At 44.5% G+C, this 19,989-nt stretch carries 25 protein-coding genes; 11 read left to right on the plus strand and 14 right to left on the minus strand.

Translation table 11 applies throughout. The features are described from left to right. Positions 1 to 106: 106 nt before the first annotated feature. Both QUB56_RS06310 and QUB56_RS06315 read right to left on the minus strand, forming a co-directional pair. Positions 107 to 496 carry a HEPN domain-containing protein gene (locus QUB56_RS06310; RefSeq protein WP_332954139.1) on the minus strand — a complete coding sequence of 130 codons (390 nt, stop codon included), beginning with the start codon at positions 494 to 496 and terminating at the stop codon, positions 107 to 109. Continuing rightward, positions 493 to 819, minus strand: coding sequence for a nucleotidyltransferase domain-containing protein (locus QUB56_RS06315; protein ID WP_332954140.1), 327 nt, complete (start codon positions 817 to 819; stop codon positions 493 to 495). The genes QUB56_RS06310 and QUB56_RS06315 overlap by 4 nt, the downstream gene beginning before the upstream one ends. Positions 820 to 905: 86 nt before the next feature. On the opposite strand from QUB56_RS06315, the gene QUB56_RS06320 reads away from it, so the two are divergent. Together QUB56_RS06320 and QUB56_RS06325 are read left to right on the plus strand one after the other, a co-directional pair. Further along, complete coding sequence (locus tag QUB56_RS06320; RefSeq protein ID WP_332954142.1) at positions 906 to 1,229, plus strand: hypothetical protein; 324 nt, start codon at positions 906 to 908, stop codon at positions 1,227 to 1,229. A gap of 16 nt (positions 1,230 to 1,245) precedes the next feature. Then, positions 1,246 to 1,704, plus strand: coding sequence for an SCO4402 family protein (locus QUB56_RS06325; protein WP_332954143.1), 459 nt, complete (start codon positions 1,246 to 1,248; stop codon positions 1,702 to 1,704). On the opposite strand, the gene QUB56_RS06330 is transcribed toward QUB56_RS06325, so the two are convergent. Together QUB56_RS06330 and QUB56_RS06335 are read right to left on the minus strand one after the other, a co-directional pair. Continuing rightward, a complete protein-coding gene (locus QUB56_RS06330) occupies positions 1,662 to 2,105 on the minus strand; it encodes a hypothetical protein (RefSeq protein ID WP_332954145.1) in 444 nt (147 codons plus the stop codon). The two genes, QUB56_RS06325 and QUB56_RS06330, sit on opposite strands and share 43 nt — an antisense overlap. 193 nt (positions 2,106 to 2,298) lie before the next feature. Beyond that, the gene (locus QUB56_RS06335; RefSeq protein WP_332954146.1) at positions 2,299 to 3,387 is read right to left on the minus strand and encodes a hypothetical protein; all 1,089 of its coding nucleotides are present in this window, start codon (positions 3,385 to 3,387) and stop codon (positions 2,299 to 2,301) included. Between the two features lie 430 nt (positions 3,388 to 3,817). Here QUB56_RS06335 and QUB56_RS06340 point away from each other — a divergent pair, with 430 nt between their 5' ends. Continuing rightward, entirely contained in the window at positions 3,818 to 5,260 is a 1,443-nt protein-coding gene (locus tag QUB56_RS06340; RefSeq protein WP_332954148.1) for an NB-ARC domain-containing protein, read from the plus strand. A gap of 251 nt (positions 5,261 to 5,511) precedes the next feature. On the opposite strand, the gene QUB56_RS06345 is transcribed toward QUB56_RS06340, so the two are convergent. From QUB56_RS06345 to QUB56_RS06355, 3 genes are all read right to left on the minus strand, one after another. Continuing rightward, positions 5,512 to 5,871: a DUF5615 family PIN-like protein gene (locus QUB56_RS06345; RefSeq protein WP_332954149.1), complete on the minus strand. Its 360-nt coding sequence runs from the start codon at positions 5,869 to 5,871 to the stop codon at positions 5,512 to 5,514. Positions 5,872 to 5,873: 2 nt separating this feature from the next. Beyond that, a complete protein-coding gene (locus QUB56_RS06350) occupies positions 5,874 to 6,200 on the minus strand; it encodes a DUF433 domain-containing protein (protein WP_332954150.1) in 327 nt (108 codons plus the stop codon). A gap of 157 nt (positions 6,201 to 6,357) precedes the next feature. Next, the gene (locus QUB56_RS06355; protein WP_332954151.1) at positions 6,358 to 6,750 is read right to left on the minus strand and encodes a XisI protein; all 393 of its coding nucleotides are present in this window, start codon (positions 6,748 to 6,750) and stop codon (positions 6,358 to 6,360) included. Between the two features lie 99 nt (positions 6,751 to 6,849). Between QUB56_RS06355 and QUB56_RS06360 the strand changes: the two genes are divergently transcribed. Together QUB56_RS06360 and trpC are read left to right on the plus strand one after the other, a co-directional pair. After that, the gene (locus tag QUB56_RS06360; protein ID WP_332954152.1) at positions 6,850 to 7,074 is read left to right on the plus strand and encodes a hypothetical protein; all 225 of its coding nucleotides are present in this window, start codon (positions 6,850 to 6,852) and stop codon (positions 7,072 to 7,074) included. Between the two features lie 68 nt (positions 7,075 to 7,142). After that, complete coding sequence (trpC, locus tag QUB56_RS06365) at positions 7,143 to 8,042, plus strand: indole-3-glycerol phosphate synthase TrpC (protein ID WP_332954153.1); 900 nt, start codon at positions 7,143 to 7,145, stop codon at positions 8,040 to 8,042. A 162-nt stretch (positions 8,043 to 8,204) separates the two neighbouring features. Here the strand turns inward: trpC and QUB56_RS06370 are convergent, their stop codons facing one another. Then, the gene (locus QUB56_RS06370; RefSeq protein ID WP_332954154.1) at positions 8,205 to 8,393 is read right to left on the minus strand and encodes a hypothetical protein; all 189 of its coding nucleotides are present in this window, start codon (positions 8,391 to 8,393) and stop codon (positions 8,205 to 8,207) included. Here QUB56_RS06370 and QUB56_RS06375 point away from each other — a divergent pair. Both QUB56_RS06375 and QUB56_RS06380 read left to right on the plus strand, forming a co-directional pair. Further along, a complete protein-coding gene (locus QUB56_RS06375) occupies positions 8,392 to 8,637 on the plus strand; it encodes a DUF5340 domain-containing protein (protein WP_006632049.1) in 246 nt (81 codons plus the stop codon). The two genes, QUB56_RS06370 and QUB56_RS06375, sit on opposite strands and share 2 nt — an antisense overlap. 74 nt (positions 8,638 to 8,711) lie before the next feature. After that, on the plus strand, positions 8,712 to 9,869 hold the full coding sequence (locus QUB56_RS06380) for an alanine--glyoxylate aminotransferase family protein (protein WP_332954155.1): 1,158 nt from the start codon (positions 8,712 to 8,714) through the stop codon (positions 9,867 to 9,869). 55 nt (positions 9,870 to 9,924) lie between these two features. Here the strand turns inward: QUB56_RS06380 and QUB56_RS06385 are convergent, their stop codons facing one another. The 3 genes from QUB56_RS06385 to QUB56_RS06395 all read right to left on the minus strand — a co-directional run bounded on the left by QUB56_RS06385 (position 9,925) and on the right by QUB56_RS06395 (position 11,645). After that, entirely contained in the window at positions 9,925 to 10,140 is a 216-nt protein-coding gene (locus QUB56_RS06385; RefSeq protein WP_332954156.1) for a DUF2949 domain-containing protein, read from the minus strand. 106 nt (positions 10,141 to 10,246) lie between these two features. After that, positions 10,247 to 10,468, minus strand: coding sequence for a hypothetical protein (locus QUB56_RS06390; RefSeq protein ID WP_332954157.1), 222 nt, complete (start codon positions 10,466 to 10,468; stop codon positions 10,247 to 10,249). 664 nt (positions 10,469 to 11,132) lie between these two features. Beyond that, positions 11,133 to 11,645, minus strand: coding sequence for a DUF192 domain-containing protein (locus tag QUB56_RS06395; protein ID WP_332954158.1), 513 nt, complete (start codon positions 11,643 to 11,645; stop codon positions 11,133 to 11,135). A 239-nt stretch (positions 11,646 to 11,884) separates the two neighbouring features. Between QUB56_RS06395 and QUB56_RS06400 the strand changes: the two genes are divergently transcribed. Next, a complete protein-coding gene (locus tag QUB56_RS06400; RefSeq protein WP_332954160.1) occupies positions 11,885 to 13,099 on the plus strand; it encodes an RNA-guided endonuclease TnpB family protein in 1,215 nt (404 codons plus the stop codon). 110 nt (positions 13,100 to 13,209) lie between these two features. Here the strand turns inward: QUB56_RS06400 and nblR are convergent, their stop codons facing one another. After that, positions 13,210 to 13,905 carry a response regulator transcription factor NblR gene (gene nblR / locus QUB56_RS06405; RefSeq protein WP_332954162.1) on the minus strand — a complete coding sequence of 232 codons (696 nt, stop codon included), beginning with the start codon at positions 13,903 to 13,905 and terminating at the stop codon, positions 13,210 to 13,212. Positions 13,906 to 14,083: 178 nt separating this feature from the next. On the opposite strand from nblR, the gene rbsK reads away from it, so the two are divergent. Then, complete coding sequence (gene rbsK / locus QUB56_RS06410) at positions 14,084 to 15,025, plus strand: ribokinase (RefSeq protein ID WP_332954164.1); 942 nt, start codon at positions 14,084 to 14,086, stop codon at positions 15,023 to 15,025. A 132-nt stretch (positions 15,026 to 15,157) separates the two neighbouring features. Here the strand turns inward: rbsK and QUB56_RS06415 are convergent, their stop codons facing one another. After that, positions 15,158 to 15,472, minus strand: a complete 315-nt coding sequence (locus QUB56_RS06415; RefSeq protein ID WP_332954165.1) for a TRADD-N-associated membrane domain-containing protein — start codon at positions 15,470 to 15,472, stop codon at positions 15,158 to 15,160. 251 nt (positions 15,473 to 15,723) lie between these two features. Here QUB56_RS06415 and QUB56_RS06420 point away from each other — a divergent pair, with 251 nt between their 5' ends. Continuing rightward, positions 15,724 to 16,884 (plus strand): ATP-binding protein, encoded by a 1,161-nt coding sequence (locus QUB56_RS06420; RefSeq protein WP_332954167.1) that lies wholly within the window; start codon positions 15,724 to 15,726, stop codon positions 16,882 to 16,884. 252 nt (positions 16,885 to 17,136) lie between these two features. After that, complete coding sequence (locus QUB56_RS06425) at positions 17,137 to 18,138, plus strand: AAA family ATPase (protein WP_332954168.1); 1,002 nt, start codon at positions 17,137 to 17,139, stop codon at positions 18,136 to 18,138. A gap of 464 nt (positions 18,139 to 18,602) precedes the next feature. On the opposite strand, the gene QUB56_RS06430 is transcribed toward QUB56_RS06425, so the two are convergent. Further along, complete coding sequence (locus QUB56_RS06430; protein ID WP_332954170.1) at positions 18,603 to 19,877, minus strand: ribulose bisphosphate carboxylase small subunit; 1,275 nt, start codon at positions 19,875 to 19,877, stop codon at positions 18,603 to 18,605. Positions 19,878 to 19,989 lie beyond the last annotated feature (112 nt).

Genomic DNA, 19,989 nt, shown 5'->3' on the forward strand with positions numbered 1-19,989 from the left:
GTGGGAACGAAATATTTTCGTAAAAAACCCGGTTTCTCGCCCCCGCGTAAGTGCTATTTTTAGATACCCGACTTTTTCAAGAAGTCGGGTATCTGGGTATTCTATTTTATGGCGGCGGTAGAGTGCCGATCGCATTTTGGGCTAATTCTAGAAATTGCTCGCCGCAGTTAAGTTGCTCCGCAGCTTGCTCGACAGTGACAGTATCAAGTCCCCCGTAATCCCCACTATTTCGCAAGTCTTGAGCATCAATTAAGAATCGGTGAAACTCAGCAGGAACTCTTCCTGTCCGGGCAAATTCTCGGCCGAAAGCTCCAATTACTGCGGCATGACTGGAAAATGACATTCCTTCGCCCTCTAAAAATGCCTCAGCAATATAAAACATGGCGTAATAAGCGCGGGATGCTGCATAGTCTGGGAAACCATTATTTAGTAATAGCTTTGCCGCCGATAGACTTTGACGAGCTTTCATGAGTAAGTCTAATTGTTCGGGTTTCATAAAGCTATTCCCTCTTTACGAATGTTCCTCAATAAAGGCCCGTTGTAATGTATAAATCGCTGTTCGTCCATAAACAGACAGCTAATGACTTCATCATTTTGGAGCGACAAATCGGCTCGGATGTGGCTGGTTCTTTTAATTTCTTCGCCTGGGTTTACTTGCCCTTTGAGGACGACTAAAATATCAATGTCAGAGTCGGGGCGTGCATCGCCTCTGGCTTGGGAGCCGTAGAGTACCATTTTGGTGAGGCGATCGCCGTACAGTTGCTCGAAGTGCGATCGTAACTGAGTTAGGATAGTCTTGAGTTTATCGTTAATACTCATATTAGTGATAAATTATTTAAGGTCGATATATCCTCTGTGCTAAAATTGCTGTCTAGGAACAGGATTAAGCATAAACCAGGTGCGAGGTGATTTCAAGTCAAGATTGGACATTTCCAGAAGCAGCCAGCCAGAAAATACCCGAATCCTGGGGCGATGCACAGCCAAACAAAAAGAAACCAGGTTGGCGGTGGCGAGATCCAACCAATCAGGGAAATGGTGTAAGGATTGACAAAGGGGATGCAGATAGCAGTTTTCCTTCTCAGCAGGTAGACCACGTTATTCTTAGAAAAGACGGTCAAGTTATCGGTAAAAATGGTCAACCCATCGCAGGTAGCATCAAAAATAGTCCCACAGAAGCTCACATCCCTTTAGATAAATGGTTGCAGTGGCAAACCTGGTACGCACCTTAGTAAAGGAGAAAGTTGTATGGTAAAGTATCCGAAAATGAGAGAGGAGTTATTAGAAACTCTCCGAAGTTTGGCAGATAGAGAATATCAACATAAAGCTTGGCTAGAGAGCGATTATCCGCCCGGTATTGAGTGCGACAGTTTTGATGAGGCGGTTCATTTTCTTTACGACGATACAGTGCTGGCAGAAAACCCAAAGGCGGCAATCGGAGTAATTATTGAAGATGAAAAAGAAGCCCGTTTGATCTCAGCAGTTTGTCAGGCTATAGACTTAGTTTTTGAGGCGTTGGGGACAGGAGTTTCTGATGAGGAATATATTAAATCTTCTGAGTGGACAAGCGTAGTTGAGGCGGCATCGAGAGCGTTGCAGGCGATGAAATTCAATCGCAGGAAGCGGTTAAGGGTTAAGTTAAAGTGCGATTCCCGACGGGATAGCTACCCTTCACGCACTTTAGGCAGAATGCTGCAATGTGGCTGAATTTTGGCAACAACAAAAGGGGATTCGATATCGATCGACCAGTTTTCATCAATAACTTTGAGATTGGCATCTAAAATTAGAGTCAGTTCGCCAATTTCATCATCGCCATCATCGCTAACCAGGTTGTTTTCGCCCGCAGATAAATCGGCTTTGAGTAAAAATTTAAGTTTAATCCAGTGAGAAGTCGGATGGTTGTTTAGGATATTTGTGCCGAGCGATCGGCTGATTAACTCAGCACAAATGGGATGAATGAAAGCTATTTGTTCATAAAACTTATTGCTATCCCAATAACCGCGTATTTTGTAATTGCAGGATTCTAGATATTGCGTTGCGAGGAGACTTATATGAATAGGTTTTAAGATTTTAGCAAGTTCATCCCAATTATTGGGTAGAGATTCCATTGGGTTGTGTGAGATCGGGATTCTTTGATTATACCAAAGAGCGATCGCACTTCAATCATATAAGGGCGATCGCTCTTTCAGCAGCTAAGTCAATTCTCAGAAATACCCGAGCAACATAGCCTGTGCCTAGCATTTTCCGGTCGTGGATTTAAAAGACTACTGGGGTTTAACTGCATTGTTCCTTTGGCATGACTTACTTATAATTTAATCTCTCTCGCCTTTCGGCTTTATGGATGGAATCATCTTCTGTCCACAATGGTTCTGGCTGTAAGTCGGGAATCTTAGCAAACTGCCTTAAAACTGATTCGTTACCTGTAAATGTATAAATCTGTTGAGCTATCACTTTGCAGCAACTTTCAGGATAAAGAAATACCTGTCTTTCGCTAAAACGAATTACATACCAGTCATGCTGTTGAAAAAAGTAGTTACGGTTATCGTCTTGACCTATACAATGAGTGGGTCTCAACGGAGAATTGTTAGGATATGGGCGTGGGGTGTATGGTTCATCTATTTCAATATCTATTGAAAACCAGTTGTTTTCAGGCTCAACATAGGCAAAATCTGGTGTGTAATACACTACCTTTTTTAAGATGAATATTTTATCATCACCAAAATAGTTCCTGAGCAGGTTAGGAAATCGACAATTGTCAGGGTATTCTGTGAATCCTCTTTTGTTTTCTGCTGGTTCTATGTCAAACTTTTGGGGTTTAAGTGATAAAAATGCTTGTTGACAAGCCTCCATCCTCCAATCACTGACTTTTTGGGGAGTTCGTAAGTTTTCAACTTCCTGTTGGTAGATTCTTTCTAAGTTTTGCTTTTGACGTTCCCATTCAGCAAGCAACTCCTTATGTTTAATTGTCTCTTGATGTATGGATTGTTCCCAGTCTTTAATAATTTTAGGATAACTATTTCGTTTTTCCTGGTAAGCTGCTAGTTCTTCCCGATATTGGCTAAGTCTGATAGGATAGCTTTCAACCTGGGTATAACCAAACCAAAACACTCCTAATGTTAACATTATAAAAAAAGTCCATCCGGCTCCAATGCTATTACTAGCACTACCAACTAAGGCACTGATTATAGATACTCCTAGTTCAGCAAGAAATAATGGAATTAATTTTATCCTGACAGGAGGTGATTCAATAAAAACTTCTGGTTCTTCTGGCTTAGGTAGTAGTTGAAGTATTGGCGGAGGAAAAACTTTAGGTGGTTCTGGTACTGGAGGTAAGCTTGCCAAAGCTTTCTCAATAGAAAGTGGATACAAAATCACTGGGTAAGTATTCATAAATGTTATAAATTTAAACTAGAGCGATAGCAATCATCTAAAGAAACATTATTTTTGTTGAAATAATCTGTATACCAGTCGAATAAGGTAGGCTAATATCGAGAATAAGCCAACTTTTAAGGACATATATTCGATGGCTTGACGTTACACAACAACACCATACCAATCGTCACTGGTAGGCAAAGCCCCAAAATTAATAGCCTTACTTTTATGTTATTTATGTTGAAAAAAAAACTTAATAAATGCCTGATGTAAATATTATTTTTTCGTAATTCTTCCGTTTTGTACAGTCGGTAAAAGTCGGAACTCGTAGGGAATTTTAATATTTATTTTAGCTTATTAAGTCGGATAAAGCCGGATAAAGTAGGTTAGACCAGAAAAAGTCGGATAAAGTAGGATATAGTAGGTAAAACTCCTACACCACCGACCTATGGACGTTCAAGAAGTCTTAAAACTTGCCGACGACCTAGTTTTTATCAATACGGGAAAACACTTAGACAATCTGCAAGAGGTGATACTGCGGGGAACTTTACAAGGTCAGAAATACTCAAAAATAGCAGAGGAATCTCACTGTAGTGAAGGTCACATTAAAGATATTGCCTCTGCATTATGGAAGCTACTATCAGAAGTATTAGGCGAAGAAGTCAATAAAGCAAATTTGAGAGTCAGATTGGAACAAGTAAAATTATCAAATCTCTGGAACTTCAATAAAGATTTTGTACACATTGGTAACGTCAATTTCTGTGAAAATAATTCACACTCCCCAAAAGTTCCCAATTCACCAACCGATGAAGAACCTCTAAACAAAGGCAACACTGAACCAAAATTGCGTCAATTCTTAGCTGAAATGCCTAAGTCTGGCATTTTTTACGATCGCACATCCGAACTCACCACCCTCAAACAGTGGATTCTACACGAAAACACCCGCCTACTCGCCATACACGGCATAGTCGGCATTGGCAAAACCGCACTCGCCACACAACTTGTCGAACAAATCAAACATGAATTTGATTTCGTCATCTGGCGAAGTATCGCCACACCTCCACCCCTGCCAATACTTCAAACAAGTATAATTAAATTCTTCTGTAGGGGCGGTGCCCCCGTGCCCGCCCCAAATGCCGACGGCGTGGTTGTCCCAGAGAATGGGGCAACCACGGGGGGATTGCCCCTACTGAACTACTTGCAAAAATACCGCTGTCTGCTGATACTCGATGACGTACAAATGGTAAATAGCAGCGGACAACTCGCTGGCAATTACCAACCTGGATATGAAGATTACGGCACACTATTCAGACAGGTAGGAGAATTATTTCACAACAGTTGCTTAGTGTTGCTCAGTTCCGAAAAACCCAGAGAAATCGCCGCATTAGAAGGCAAAAATCAACCAGTTCGCTCATTACAACTCAATGGTTTAGGTGCGGGCGCGGGGGAAATCCTTAGAGAAAAAGGTTTAGCTGAACATGAAAAATGGTCAGAACTAATTGAACAATACAGAGGCAATCCCTTGTGGTTAAAAATAGTTGCTACAATGATTCAAGATTTGTTTAACGGCAGCCTATCGGAATTTTTGTCGGATGATACACTATTTTTAGGTGATTTAGAATCTTTACTGCATCAGCCATTTAATCGTTTATCCGAGTCAGAAAAACAGGTAATGTCATGGCTAGCCAGTGAAACCGCGCCAGTTTCCCTCTCAAAAGTGCCAGAGAATCTGCAATTATCTCGATCGCAATTTTTGAAAGTGATGCAATCCTTGGGACGGCGTTCATTAGTTGAAAAAATCCAGGAGGGCGATCGCACATTTTTCACCCTCGATCCGGTACTAAAAGAGTATGTCAAAACTAACTATTTTAACCCCAACTCTGACTCATAAAAAATTATATTATCGTCAAGTGAATTATCGGGAACTGAGAAATGTGCGATCGACCTTTTGGTAAAATGTGGGAATGCGCGATCGACCTTTGTTTATTAAATTGGCTTTTCAGTCCTCTTTTAGAGGACTTTTGCTATGAGACGGGGTTTTCCACCTCCGGCGGACTTGCTTAGCGAAGGGATTTTGGCTGCCCAAAAGTGCGATTCCCTACGGGATAGCTACGCTCGCGCGCACTTATTCCACATCATTCTTTAATAGGGAATCCAATCTAACTTATCGATCCATTCTTCAGATTCAGTAGTTTCCCAAATAAAATTAATTGTTTCTGCCCATCTGCCGATACTTCCACTTGGACGCACCCAAACTAATCCCCAAATTTGTCCCCCTGCAGCCCAATGTTCCTCCAAATGTCCGGGAATACTTTTGCGGTTATCCGTCACTAATAGTCGTTTCGATGATTCCAAATAAAGGAGAATCTCTGGATCTAAAGTTCCGAATGGCGGTGCATTTGAATCACCCACCCGCAAAATATCTATCTCCGGTTGAAGTTTTAAAACAGCACTTTTGAGCTTAGGTGGCAAATTTTCATCGAGTAAAAAACGAATTTTCACGCTTAGTTAAGCAACTCCTGTTCTCGCTGTGCTTTGATTGCTCTCAAACGCAATGCTAGAGGAGATGGATTAGCCAACGATTCCTGATAGCGTTCTTCCCGCCACTTCGCCAGGCGCAACATATAAGCATCCATCTGCTTGCGATTGTGCAGATAATAAGTTAGCGTCGCGTAAATTTTCTCTAAATTCAAACTTGGTAATTCTTCCAGAATTTGGTCGGGCGAATATCCATCCAAGTAATATTTAATTACGTCGTCGATGCCGATCCGATGTCCTTTGATGCGGATATCATCGGGGTCGAGAAATTCAAAATAGTCTTCTAATTGCATCGGTTTATCTCCGAATACTTAGTTAACGGCATTTTATCATAAATTGAAAAGGGCGATCGACCTTATATAATAAAAACTGGTTGCGATCGCCCTTTATCCCCCTATCATGCTTCAAATCCGTCGCCGTCCCCCCAGCACCTCCGTCTCCTTAGTCTACTTAGGCTGACTGCATAGCCGCAGATTCAGCAACACTCTCTTCATCTTTGCCACTCAAACCAGTTCCAAATTCAGTATATTGCCGCACATTAGGATGGCGAAAACCGAGTACAATATCTTCTTTAGGAATACCTGCTGCCAGTAAATCGGTAGCCACTCCTTCTTCGGTATCATCATATTGAATCCAGATTTTACCGTCGATTAAATTGATGTGAATTGGTGTAGCGTGAAGGTAATTGTCATCATTCCAACCAATATCCAAAACTAAGTATCCTCCTCGATCGTCATCAAATATCAGTTGAGAATGATAGCCGTCAGGTAGAGTATTGCGGAAATTAGCGTGTTCCTGAAGTATGGTTTTGATAATTTCTGGGTATTTAAATCGTGTATCCATTGAAGTATTGCCTCATTTTTTTATCAAAAAAAATCACTTTTACGAGCTGATTTTTTAATAAAACTTGTCCTAATTATATGGTAAATACGCTATTAAAAATTGGTTGAGAAATTGCTCGATCGCGACTTATGCACTCCCACGCCTAGAAACCGGGTTTTTTACGAGGTTAAAGGCATTAACGCAGAATTGTCGGGAAAAAACCCGGTTTCTGCCTCACTCATCCTCCCAAGAAACCGGGTTTTTTACGAGGTTAAAGGCATTAACGCAGAATTGTCGGAAAAAACCCGGTTTCTGCCTAAGCCCGATCGTCCTCCCAAGCAGTAATGGTAGAATAAAGGGCGATCGTAACGACAACTTAAAATCTGTAGCGATCGCCCTTTATCCCCCCTATCATGCTTCAAATCCGCCGCCGTCCCCCCAGCACATCAGTCTCCGTCCTCTACCTCAGCTACCAAATCGCCGTACCCGACGCCGAACCCCAGCACATCCTCGAAGAAATCGTCTGGGAAAAAGAAGCTGAAGTGGCCCAAAAGCGCGATCGCACCCCCTTAGCCGATCTTCACAAAAAACTCCCGTTTGCACCGCCCATCCGCGACTTCCTCGGCGCCCTTAAAAACGGTAAAACCACACCCGCTATCATCGCCGAAGTTAAAAAAGCTTCCCCCAGCAAAGGCGTAATTCGCGAAGATTTCGACCCGGTGGCGATCGCCCTAGCTTACCAACAAAACGGTGCTAGCTGCATCTCCGTACTCACCGATGAAAAGTTCTTTCAAGGCAGCTTCGACAACCTCGCTAAAATCCGGGCGGCCGTCGATTTACCCTTACTTTGCAAAGAGTTTATTATCTATCCCTACCAAATTTATCTAGCCCGGATTCACGGCGCGGATGCTGTATTGTTAATCGCAGCCATTCTATCTGACAAAGACTTACAATACTTTGTAAAAATTGTCAAGACATTGGGCATGACAGCTTTAATAGAAGTTCACACTCTCGAAGAACTCGATCGAGTATTAACCCTAGAAGGCGTTAACCTGATCGGCATCAACAACCGCAACCTAGAAGACTTTTCCGTCAGCCTAGAAACTACCGGTCAACTATTAGCCGATCGACAAACCGCAATCCAAGCAAAAGGTATCCTCATCGTCAGCGAGTCAGGAATCCACACTCCCGACGACCTAACTCAAGTTGCCAGCGCCGGCGCCGAAGCCGTCCTCATCGGCGAATCTCTAGTCAAACAGCCGGATCCAGGGGCCGCTTTAGCCTCCCTTGTCGAAGCCCATCCGGGTCTGTGAAAGGCGAGACCGCTTGACAAACCACCCTTAATTCTGATAAAAAATGATTGAGTAGGTAAATAATGAGAATTTCTAGCCTGCATCGACTCAAGCGCTACTGTAAAAAAAAATAGCACTCAAAGCTACATTGCATAGAAATATTTTGCCAGAAAGCAATTAAATCTATTCTCTAAGCCTGTCGATCGCCAAATTTAGCGTTTCCAACGCACCCAGCCCCGAAAATTCGATCGGCAAAGCAGGGGTTATTGTACGGTTAGAACACAAATAAACAATCGGGCATCTAATGTTCACCTGTGATGCCTCATGCAATTGCAATGGGGTGTCGGTTCGCTGAGGTATGTTAGCTTTCATGGAGCCAATCCCCCTTCCTTCGTACATTCATTATGAATTGCTACTTCAATTGTTAGAACGCAAAACGATGTTTGCTGTCAGTCCCCAGTCGCCGCAGCAGCAACAAGTTCACCAACTTATTATTACATTGCGCAAAGCCCTTGCCATTCAAAAGCAATTAGAACAAAGCTGCGAGCGATCGAACTTAGCGGTAGAACACCGCTGGTCTCTAAATGAAATTAACCAGAAGGGAGTTAAAAGTTAAAAAAACTTAGAGTAGCGACGTATCGTATTTGATTTATTCTATATAACTCCCACAGAAAAACTTAGGACAATATTATGGACAACAAATTAATGCTGATGATTCCCGGCCCGACGCCGGTGCCTGAAGCGGCATTGTTAGCGATGGCAAAACACCCGATGGGCCACCGCAGCAAGGAATTTGACGCGATTTTTGCAGAATGTACCGAAAACCTCAAATGGTTGCACCAAACTAGCAGCGACGTGCTGAGTTTAACCGTTTCCGGTACCGGCGCGATGGAAGCTGGAATAATTAATTTCCTGAGTGCGGGCGATCGAGTTTTAGTGGGCACGAACGGCAAATTTGGCGAACGCTGGGCTGAAGTCGCCGAAGCTTACGGTTTAAACGCCGAAATTATTAAAGCCGAGTGGGGCCAACCTTTAGACCCCGAAAACTTCCGCGAAAAACTCGAAGCAGATACACAGAAGCAAATCAAAGCTGTCATCATTACCCACTCGGAAACCTCCACCGGCGTCCTCAACGACCTCGAAACCATCAACCGCCACGTTAAAGCACACGGCGAAGCTTTAATTATGGTGGATGCTGTCACCAGTTTAGGTGCTGTCAATATTCCGATGGACGCTTGGGGAATCGATGTCATTGCTTCGGGTTCTCAGAAAGCTTACATGATTCCCCCAGGTTTGGGTTTTGTCGCCGTCAGTCCCAAAGCTTGGGAGGCTTACAAAACTGCGAAACTGCCCCGCTATTATTTAGATTTGGGCAAATACCGCAAAGAAGCTGCCAAAAATACGACTCCTTTTACTCCACCGGTCAATATGTTTTTTGGGCTGCAAGTAACATTGCAGATGATGAAAGCCGAAGGATTAGAAAACGTTTTCGCGCGGCACAAACGGTTGATGACAACTACTCGCGCTGCTGTAAAAGCTTTAGGTTTGCCTTTGTTGGCCGCTGACGATGCCGCCAGCCCTGCGATTACCTCGGTTATGCCACCAGAATCCGTAGATGCTCAAAAAGTGCGGACTTTGATGAAAAAAAGATTTGACATTGCTCTCGCCGACGGACAAGACCATTTGAAAGGTAAAATCTTCCGAATCGGCCATTTGGGCTTTGTGTCCGATCGCGATATCCTAGCAGCAATTTCCTCTTTAGAAGCGGTGTTGCGAGAATTGGGTCATGAAGGCTATACTCCGGGTGCCGGCGTTGCCGCTGCTGCCAAATTCTTGGCTGAATCCTAATCTCAGTTGTTAAAGGATTTTAGATTTTGGATTTTCTCTAAAATCTAAAATCCTTTTAATATGCTTCGGATAACCAATCAAAGATTTTATCCAACTGTTCGAGAGTGACTAAACCGTATTGCCACAGAACCATCGGCAAGGAATCCGGATCTTTATCGCGCTGGCGCTGTTTGTCACCGCCACCACGTTCGGCGACAGCAATTGACGCTGGAGAAATTGCCAAATCTTCTTGTAAAAATCGAATTAATCGAGTGTATCTAGCCGGTGCCATCTGATTTCACCTCTTTGTATAGGACACCATTTTCTAATGGGAACCTGATTTTTTTGATTAGTAATAAGCCAGTTTTAAATCTGTCTGGTAACCGTCGATAACGGTTTTAACAGTATTGGCGGTTGAAAGTGCCAAACGTAATTCTCAGTGCGACTGTAAAGCAAACCTTTCCCAAAAAGCGAAAGGTTTTGCACTTTTGCTGATGCCAGCCCGATCGACTGGCGATCGCGATCGAATCTAAACTGAATACTTCGGCATCTTTGCAGCGCGAATCGAAATAAATTCTGCTACCTAAAACTAATAAACCAGGTTCAGACTTTAACTTCATCTGCCAAAATGCAGAATCCGCAAATCTACTTCAAAATTGGTTAGATATTTCGATCGAACCCCTACCTGCTACCCTTCGTTAACTTAGCCAATTAACGTGGCTCCTAGAATTTTACTTCAAATAGGTTTAGTAGATTTAGCTCGAACTTCAGAAGTTCCAGAAAATTTCTTTTCGTGCTGCTACCTCTTGAGGCTGAGTATCGTCTCTCAGGATTGGTAACGAGTCGCTGACTCGTCTCATACCCGCGACCAACAATCCACAGCTTCCGCAAACAAGCTCAAGCCCAGACTCAGTAAGATTGACATCCTAGCAAATCTTTTGGTGTCTGTACTGCATCTTACATTAATAATTTAACAGATTTAATCAATTTTTGTAAAGTTTCTAAATTTTCTCGGGGATTCCGAAGGCAGGCGGATCTCTGGGCGATGGAAACCGGGGGATTATGTCTGTGTTCGGGTTTTACTGGAACAACGCTTCGGACATTTTTTGATTGCCAACCGTAGAATAAGGGTTTCAGACTACAACCTAAAAACTTAGTCCGCTGAGGCAGGTTGACCGAAGAAACCCGGTTTCTAGGAAATTTTGGGTTTAGTAATGAGAAATATGGGAAAAACCTGCTTTCTAGCCCCCATGGGCGAGGGAACTGAAACTGTCGGAAGTTTTACTAGAAAAACTCGATTTTAATACGATCGCCCACTTTGACACCGAGTTCAGCAGCTCGCCCGCCCCGGAGTTCAATAACTCGATCGACAGCAGTATCGGGCCCGTAGGTAGGACAAGGATCGGCAGTACAAGGAGGTGCAGAAAGTTCGAGCGCCTTAACTACCCCATCCCGCAGGAAAATCATATCCAGAGAAATTTTGCAATTTTTCATCCAAAAATTGACCTCTCGCGCCGGTTTAAACTCAAACAGCATTCCTCTGTCATCCGGCAAAGAAGTTCTGTACATTAAACCCATAGCCTGCTGTTCGACTGTTTTCGCGACTTCGAGTTGGATTGGGCGATCGGCTATCCGAGCTCTAGCAGAAACAGGCAGCACTTGACCCGATGTTGTAGCCGTTGGAGACTGCGAGGTCAAAATACCAGTAGCACCAGTATCTGCGACAGGTAAAGTCGGCGAACATCCCAGCAAAAATAGAATTACCCCAATACCGAGCAAATTAGTTAAATAACTCATAATGATTTTAGATTTTAGATTTTAGATTTTAGCTGAAACAGCAGAAGCTTCACACCTACCCTTCGGGAGGTGTTGAGATGAATGCGAGTGAGATGAGGAGTCCCACCCCAACCAAAACCGACTTTTCGACGCTCTTCGGTTGCCCAGGGGTGGGTGACGAGACGAACAAAATCCCTTACACTAACCAAAGCTTTTTGTTATGCTGTTCTTAGAGCAATTCAAGAAGCAATCTAAGTCTCGTGTTAAAAGCTGTTAAAGTCCGAATCTATCCAACAGAAGCCCAGCAAGTGCATCTTGCTAAGGCTTTCGGTTGTGTGCGTTGGGTCTGGAATCAGTCTTTACACATAATGACTTCGACCTATCAAGAAACTGGGAAGGGCGTTACAGCCATGACCCTGAAGAAATCTATACCTCTATGGAAAGCTGAGTTTGAATGGTTGTCAGAGTGTTACTCGCAGTGCCTTCAACAGTCAGTTTTAAATCTCGGCGTAGCTTTTGGGAATTTCTTTGATGGTCGAGCAATGTATCCCACATTCAAAAAACGCCAAGGGAAACAATCTATTCACTACCCTCAAAATGTCAAAGTCTTTGGTCCAAGTGAGATTAAATTCCCTGGTAATTTGGGCACTGTCAGAGCCAAGGTTCATCGAGATATCAACGGGAAAGTCAAGACCGTAACTGTCTCGAAGAACCCTGATGGTAGATACTTTGCTTCGATGCTTGTAGATGATGGTGTTGCTCTGCCAGAGTCCAGTGCTGACGGCGATGTCATTGGGATAGATCTGGGTCTAACCGATTTTGCGGTTACATCGAACGGCTCTAAGTATCAACACCCTAGAGCTACCAAAAAACACGAACGAAATCTTAAACGCAAGCAGAAAAAGCTGGATCGCAAAACTGATAAAACGACTAACAATCGACGACAGGCGAAGCTGGCTGTTGCCAAGGTTCATTCAAAAATTAAAAGAGTCCGCGAGGATTTTCTACATAAACTATCGCGCAAGATAGTGGACGAAAACCAAGTCATAGTAGTGGAAAATCTGGCAGTAAGAAACATGGTGAAAAACCATTGCCTAGCCAAAGCAATATCTGATGCTGGCTGGGAGATGTTCTGCACTATGCTCAAGTACAAAGCAGAAATGGTGGGCAAGGTTTATCTAGAAATAGGTCGATTTTTTGCATCAACTCATCTTTGCTCAAGTACGTTGAAATCACTGCCAAAGATGGATTTATCTGTGCGTGAATTCGACTGTCCACACTGTGGCAAGCGGCACCATAGAGACATTAACGCCGCGATCAATATCAAAAATGAAGGCTTGCGCGTATTGACGTTGGGAACCAGCGTTATTGCTCCTGAAGGCTATGTAAGACCAAAACAGTATGGGCGCAAGTCTACTACTGCGGAGGCTATGGTTGTTGAAGGGAGAAGCCCAAACTCTACCCGCTTCGGGTGAGTGTGTGGTAGTTCACATTGGCAATTGGTAATTGGACATTGGAACTAGCCAACAGTCAACAGTCAACACTCAACAGTCAACAGTCAACACTCAACACTCAACAGACTGCTTCAAGCTTCGCGCATCACATAGCCAACACCGCGCACCGTCTGAATCAAGCGCTTTTCGCCCTCATCTTCAATCTTAATCCGCAGATAGCGGATGTAAACCTCAATCACATTCGACTCGCCCAGAAAGTCGTAACCCCAAACATTTTCCAGAATTTGTTCCCGAGTCAAAACCTCCCGGGGATGTTCCATCAAATACTTTAGCAGCTCAAATTCCTTCATCGTCAGGTCGATCGCCCGTCCATTGCGCAGGGCCCGCCTAGAGGCCAAATCCAAAACTAAATCGCCAAACCTCAATTGTTCGTTGCTGGTGTTATCGGGCTGCAAATACAAGCGCACCAACTGCAAAAACTCCTCAGTGCGGTATGGTTTGAGAAAATAATCATCCGCGCCAGCTTCTAGACAAGCTACGCGATCGTCAACTGTATCACGACCGATCAATAACAGCACCGGCACCCGATTGCCCATACTTCTGAGGTTAGAACACAGTGACAGCCCCGACTCAGGACCAAGTATCCGGTCAATTACAATCAAAGCTGGCTGCAATTGACGGACTAACTGTTGGCCGGTGGCGGTATTAGAAGCCACTACCGGTTCGTAGCCGGAGGATTTTAAGTCGAGACTCAAGTGTCCGGCGAGAACTTCGTCTGTTTCAACTAGCAGGACACAGGGATTGCGATCGAGAGTAATTGCAGCCATTGAATTGACCGGTGAAGACTATAACTGTTCTAGCACGTTTGAGGCTTGTTGGCAGTTGACAGTTGACAGTTGACAGTTGGCTGTTGGTTATTTGTGATTAGTTATTTGTTAGTTCCCATGCCCAATTCGAGCGTGCCTCGATGCCCTATGCCCAATTCGCAATTCGCAATTTGAATCTATGACCATCATCGTATTTGGCAGTATCAACATCGACCTAGCAGCAAAAACTCCCCGGTTGCCGCAACCAGGGGAAACTATCATCGGTAGCAATTTTTTCACGGCCGGCGGCGGCAAAGGAGCAAATCAAGCCGTCGCGGCCGCCCGTCTCGGCACTTCTACCCACATCATCGGCCGCGTCGGTAACGATAAATTTGCTGAAGAATTATTGACTAATTTACAATCTTATGGTTTAAGTACAGACAATGTATTAATCGACCAAAACACTCATTCAGGTGTGGCAATTATCGCGGTAGACGAGACAGGCCAAAATAATATTATTGTGATTCCGGGGGCGAATAACAATGTCGGTGAAGCAGATATAGAACGTCTCAAAAAAGTGTTGACAGGAGCTACATCTTTGCTGTTACAGTTAGAAATTCCCCTGGAAGTTGTCCAAGAAGCTGCGAAAGCTGCTCGTCAAGCGGGGGTGCGAGTTATTCTCGATCCAGCACCGGCTAGGGCGGATTTGCCGTTAGCGGAGCCCTCGAAGAGGATCGAACTTTATCCGCTAATTGACATTATGACGCCGAATGAAGTGGAAGCGGGCCAGTTGGTCGGTTTTCGGGTGAATGACACGGAAACCGCGATTGTGGCTGCCAAACAGTTGCAGGAGCGCGGTGTCAAGAATGTTATTGTCAAATTGGGCGATCGCGGGGCTGTTGCTGTTACGGCGGATGAAACGTTTTTTGTACCGGCTTTTGCTGTGGAGGCGATCGACACTGTGGCCGCTGGCGATGCTTTTAACGGCGGGTTGGCCTCGGCATTAGATGCCGGTCTGTCCTTGTCAGAGGCGGTGCGGTGGGGCGCAGCAGCGGGCGCTCTGTGCACAACTAAAAGGGGTGCTCAAGGTGCTATGCCCGATCGGGCAACTTTTGATAAATTTTTGCAGAATTTAACTTGAATTTGTCAGGTGCGCGTTAGTTGAATTTGTCAAGTGCGGAATGCGCGCCCTACTTTGACTTGTAAAGCGCGCGTTAGTTGAATTGGTAATTTGTCAGGTGCGGAAGGCGCACCCTACTTTAACTATTTTTGTTTAATCGTTGTCTTTGAATTCTTTGGCTAGGCGATCGAGTCTGTCGTTAGTTTCTTTTGTAAACTTGAGTAACCTAACGCTGACAATATTTAATGTTAATCCGCCAGCGGTGACAACTGAGCCTTCTGTGACTTTTCCAGAAAACAACAGTACGATGACTAAAATACTGATAGAGGCGTTTACTATTTTTAACCCAATAGTCACGTTAAAACTGAATTTAGCTTGACGCAAACGTTCTTGAATGACATCTCGCTCCATTTCTGGGTAATCATCAGAACGGAATGGTGGGTTGGAATTGGACTTATTAAGAAGCATTTCCTTTCTTTTAACTCTATAATGTCTATCTTCCACCTACTGAAACAGCTTTGGGACGATTCTGAAGACGATAGGCAGGAACTTTGTAGATTTTGAGTAATTAACTTTGCCATCTCAGTTCCCGCTAGCTTTTCAGCTTGGGAGGCTGAGATCCGAGCAAACTTGGTTTACTGGCTTAAGTTCATATAAACTATTACTATCTTCCTTAAGTTCGGGAATATCGTCACCCGAACGTTAAACTTCGCCAATTTATGAATTCACGGACGCAGCAGCGCGATCGCGGTTTGATACTGACCCCCAAAGGATGGCAGAAGCTTCAGGCTGAGATAGATCGGTTGGGTATAACCAGCGAAAGATACGTCGTCCGTAAGATCCATGAAAAAATTCAACTTGAGCTCAACGGCGAAACGTTACATCGTGATACAGTCAGGAGGATAGTGCGCGGTGAAAGAGTCCAAAAAAGCTCTCTTGAAGTTGTTTTTAAGGCGCTTCGGCTAAAACTGGAGGAGGGTGACTGGGATTTTGCTCCTAAAAATCAACTGCAAAATGCAGAAGATAGCGAAACTTCCTGGTTTGTAATTGGCACTCCCATCACCCATCCGCGCTACTTTTTTGGGCGGAAGAAGGAACTAAAACGCCTATTCGACTTACTGAAACGCCGTCCCCTGCCAAATGCTGCCATTATCGGCAAGAGCCACAGTGGCAAGACTTCTTTGCTGGAATACTTGAAAAATATTACCACCACCCCAACAGCACAGTTGCGTCCCGGTCAAAAATCTGACTGGTTGCCCTCTCCAGAAAACTATCGCTGGATTTTCGTAGATTTTCAAGGTCCGCGACGGCAGAGTCGGGAAGAGTTGCTGCGCTACATTTTAGAATGCCTAAAAATGTCAGTTCCCAGCCCTTGCGACTTAGAGGGATTTAGGGATGCGGTTAGCAGTAATTTACGTCAGCCTACAGTCATCTTATTTGATGAAATTGGTGTAGGTTTACAGCGCTGTCCCGAATTAGATGATGAGTTTTGGGAGAGTTTGCGCTCTTTGCAAAGAGAAACCAATGGGAATTTAGGGTTTGTCTTGGCAACTCCAGAATCGCCGAGCGAATTAGCGCGTAGGACCGGACATAGTTCGCCTTTTTTCACTATCTTTGGATATACCGCAAATCTGGGGGCTTTGACTGAAGCTGAAGCGCGCGAGTTCATAGCCAGTTTGCCCAGGCCTTTTCCGGCTGAGGATGTCGAGTGGATTTTGACTCAAAGTAAATGCTGGCCTCTGCTGCTGCAAATCCTTTGTCAAGAACGATTATTTAGTCTGGAAGATGAGGAAATGGGGGATGATTGGCAGGAAGAAGGGTTAAAACAGATGCAGTCCTTCGCTCATTTATTTGATCATTTATTAGAGCTACTTTTCTAGCGATCGTTATATTTATGGAACTACTCAAAATTAAGTACGTAAAGCAATTCGATCGCAAGCCCTCGCATTTATCTGTGGGATCAATCTAAAATCTAAAATCTAAAATCTAAAATCGGATGACCTCACCAAACGTGCCGCCCAACGCCTACACCGATTCACCAGAACAGCATCCCAACCTGATGCTGGGTAGCCTGCAACTGCTGTTCTGGCTTTTCTTTCATCCCTCGGCTTGGCAAAATCATCTCAAGCGTATTGACCCTGCAATTACTTCTAGACCGCCGCCGCCCTCCTTTGTTACTCTACGGTCAGCGGCGCATGGGCAAAACATCCCTCCTCAACAACCTGGGACGCTTGCTACCCAGCACTATCATTCCCATGTTTGTAGACTTACAAGGGCCAGTTGCATCGGCAAGCAATTATGCTAGTTTCCTATACAATATCGCCCGGAGTATGGCAAACTCAGCCCAGCGCCAAAGTGCGTTAACTCTCCCATCTCTTGACCGCGAAACACTGGAAGATGACCCTTTCACCCGCTTTGATGAATGGCTGGACGAAGTAGAACAAGCGCTACAACAAAATATTGCCCTGCTTGCCTTGGATGAATTCGAGGCGCTAGATAATGCCATCACAAAAGGACGCTTTGATGAGGAGGATGTTCTGGGAATGTTGCGTCACCTGATTCAACATCGTCCCCGCTTCAAAGTGCTGCTAGCTGGTTCCCATACAATAGAAGAATTTCAGCGTTGGGCTAGCTATTTAATCAATGTCCAAGTCGTTCATATCAGCTACCTGAAACAACCCGAAGCGCGCCAATTAATTGAGCAACCAGTCAAAGATTTTACCCTGCGTTACGAACCCAATGCGGTCGATCGAGTTTTGCAACTCACCCGCTGTCACCCTTTCCTAATCCAACTCCTCTGCGCTGAAATTATCGCACTAAAAAACGAGCAAGATCCATCTATCCGCCGACTGGCAACTTTAGCCGATGTCGAAGCCGCAATCCCAGAGGCTTTAAGTGTTGGCAGTTTCTTTTTTGCCGATATTCAAAGCAATCAAGCAGATGCAGCAGGATTAGCTATTTTGCAGTTTTTGGCAGCACGAGGAGAAGGGGCAACAGTCAGCCGACAAACTATGTGGCAACACTTTCCCGATAAATCCGATGCTCTCAATTTACTTCTGCAGCGCGAATTGATTGAGGAAGTTAGTGAGGGCTACCGTTTCCAAGTAGAATTAATTCGCCGCTGGTTTGCATGATCTCTGTCTGTCCAGTAGTCTGCGGCGAGAGTAAGAAGATATTGCCTGTAGGGACACAACAGTGTTCATTGGTGCCAACTTAACGTTAAACCGATAGTCCGACAGTCCGACAGGGGTTGAAACCCCTGCCTCAAAGCTAAAGTCCTCTCAAGAGGACTGAGAATAAAAATTTTTAAACTCATTAGTCCTCTTCAGAGGACTTTAGCTATTAGACAGGGAATTCATTCCCTACGTTAAACCGATAGTCCGACAGGGGTTGAAACCCCTGCCTCAAAGCTAAAGTCCTCTTAAGAGGACTGAAAAGAAAAATTTTTAAACTCATTAGTCCTCTTCAGAGGACTTTAGCTATTAGACAGGGAATTCATTCCCTGGCGGACTGGCGGACTACCGGGTGGGCCAACTGACAGCTTAATTTGACACCTATGAACACTGTTGTGTCCTTCATAACTTTAACTACTTTAGCTTTAACCCTGCGGCCGCTGAATAATTGTTTCAACTACCCGCCGCTTGACTTTTGGATCGATACCAATCAGCCGCACGTATTCACCGCCGTGTTCCGCCAAACAAGTTTCTAAAGATGCAACCACATCTTTTTCCTGTGCAGTTTGAATCGTGGCGCAACTTTGCCAAGAACCAGTTTTAAATCGGCGATTATCTGCATATTCCATGCCAATTCTGCAGCCTCTTGCTAACAACTGCTTTACTTGTTCCAATACCTCGGAACTCAGCCGCGCCGCATGACCGTTACCACTTTCAGAACTTGGCTCGACGTAAGCTTTATAATATTTGGATGACGGGTCGTTTAATTGACTTTGCGTTGGCGCAGCAGCAGCATTGGGGGTTCCTTGAACGTTAAACAGCCGCGATTGGTTGTATTCATCTACTAAGCGCATTTCCTGAATCCGCTTTTGTTGGCCCACCATCAAACTGCCCATTTCTATTAAATGAGCGAGGCTGAAATCCGGGTTCGGAAAATCGGGCGCTGCTTCCACACTGTTTACCAAACGCTTGGAAACTCGCTCGATTCCTACTTGGTGAATGAATTCGCGGATTTGTTCGTCGTAAATGCGCGATCGCAAAGCGCTAAAAAAGTCGATCGCCTGATCGGGAAAATTATCAACCAACCCGACAATCTCAGTTTTCGACAATTTGTCAGACTCAAAAATTCCCCCAACAATCCCAATTTTATCATCCCGGCTCGGTTCCCAATAATACTTTTCCATCCGCCCGTCGCGAATCAGCGGCGCGTACAGCGTAGAAAAATCATTTCCCGTGACAATAATCGGCACTCGGTGCAGCGGCGTGCTGTCATAACTTCCCGGTAACTGCACATTAGTTGGATTATCAGCAATATTCATCAGAGTGGCATTGACCATCTGAGTATTGACAGTATATTGAGTAGTCGTATCGAACCTGCCAGCACCGGCATCCAAATCGTTAATAAAAATTGCGCACATCTCGCCGCGCACGCGAATTTGCTCTGCAGCTTCCCGGTAGCGCAAGCGAATTAAACGCGCCGGATCTCCTGCATCCGGGCTTTCTAATTCGCCGCCAGATATCATCACCGGTTCAAAGCCCATCCGCCGAAAAACCAGTTCGGTTTGAAAAGTTTTGCCTTCTCCTTTGCGGCCGTGAATTCCTAAAATTAAGGGGACTCTTACTCCGGGCAAATTTAAAAAATTTTTAGTGACGTGCACCGCAACGCGATCGAGAAATTCAGGAGAAATGTAATAACTCATCAGTAGATTGGCCAGGGATTAATTGCTGTTACTGTTATCATTTTATGACAAAACTAACAGCCTGCACCGCTAACCGGGATTTTTACCGTACAATCTAGGTCTACATATTATG

The organism is Microcoleus sp. AR_TQ3_B6, from assembly GCF_036702785.1.
GTDB lineage: Bacteria > Cyanobacteriota > Cyanobacteriia > Cyanobacteriales > Microcoleaceae > Microcoleus.

Bases quoted from the DNA above. Each gene is read 5' to 3' on its own strand.
- QUB56_RS06420 (WP_332954167.1), top strand. From the start codon at position 15,724: ATGAATTCACGGACGCAGCAGCGCGATCGCGGTTTGATACTGACCCCC.
- QUB56_RS06415 (WP_332954165.1), bottom strand. From the start codon at position 15,472: ATGCTTCTTAATAAGTCCAATTCCAACCCACCATTCCGTTCTGATGAT.
- QUB56_RS06315 (WP_332954140.1), bottom strand. From the start codon at position 819: ATGAGTATTAACGATAAACTCAAGACTATCCTAACTCAGTTACGATCG.
- QUB56_RS06395 (WP_332954158.1), bottom strand. From the start codon at position 11,645: ATGAGTTATTTAACTAATTTGCTCGGTATTGGGGTAATTCTATTTTTG.
- QUB56_RS06335 (WP_332954146.1), bottom strand. From the start codon at position 3,387: ATGAATACTTACCCAGTGATTTTGTATCCACTTTCTATTGAGAAAGCT.
- trpC (WP_332954153.1), top strand. From the start codon at position 7,143: ATGCTTCAAATCCGCCGCCGTCCCCCCAGCACATCAGTCTCCGTCCTC.
- QUB56_RS06340 (WP_332954148.1), top strand. From the start codon at position 3,818: ATGGACGTTCAAGAAGTCTTAAAACTTGCCGACGACCTAGTTTTTATC.
- QUB56_RS06325 (WP_332954143.1), top strand. From the start codon at position 1,246: ATGGTAAAGTATCCGAAAATGAGAGAGGAGTTATTAGAAACTCTCCGA.
- QUB56_RS06430 (WP_332954170.1), bottom strand. From the start codon at position 19,877: ATGAGTTATTACATTTCTCCTGAATTTCTCGATCGCGTTGCGGTGCAC.
- rbsK (WP_332954164.1), top strand. From the start codon at position 14,084: ATGACCATCATCGTATTTGGCAGTATCAACATCGACCTAGCAGCAAAA.
- QUB56_RS06375 (WP_006632049.1), top strand. From the start codon at position 8,392: ATGGAGCCAATCCCCCTTCCTTCGTACATTCATTATGAATTGCTACTT.
- QUB56_RS06330 (WP_332954145.1), bottom strand. From the start codon at position 2,105: ATGGAATCTCTACCCAATAATTGGGATGAACTTGCTAAAATCTTAAAA.
- QUB56_RS06370 (WP_332954154.1), bottom strand. From the start codon at position 8,393: ATGAAAGCTAACATACCTCAGCGAACCGACACCCCATTGCAATTGCAT.
- nblR (WP_332954162.1), bottom strand. From the start codon at position 13,905: ATGGCTGCAATTACTCTCGATCGCAATCCCTGTGTCCTGCTAGTTGAA.
- QUB56_RS06310 (WP_332954139.1), bottom strand. From the start codon at position 496: ATGAAACCCGAACAATTAGACTTACTCATGAAAGCTCGTCAAAGTCTA.
- QUB56_RS06350 (WP_332954150.1), bottom strand. From the start codon at position 6,200: ATGCAATTAGAAGACTATTTTGAATTTCTCGACCCCGATGATATCCGC.
- QUB56_RS06380 (WP_332954155.1), top strand. From the start codon at position 8,712: ATGGACAACAAATTAATGCTGATGATTCCCGGCCCGACGCCGGTGCCT.
- QUB56_RS06355 (WP_332954151.1), bottom strand. From the start codon at position 6,750: ATGGATACACGATTTAAATACCCAGAAATTATCAAAACCATACTTCAG.
- QUB56_RS06390 (WP_332954157.1), bottom strand. From the start codon at position 10,468: ATGAAGTTAAAGTCTGAACCTGGTTTATTAGTTTTAGGTAGCAGAATT.
- QUB56_RS06385 (WP_332954156.1), bottom strand. From the start codon at position 10,140: ATGGCACCGGCTAGATACACTCGATTAATTCGATTTTTACAAGAAGAT.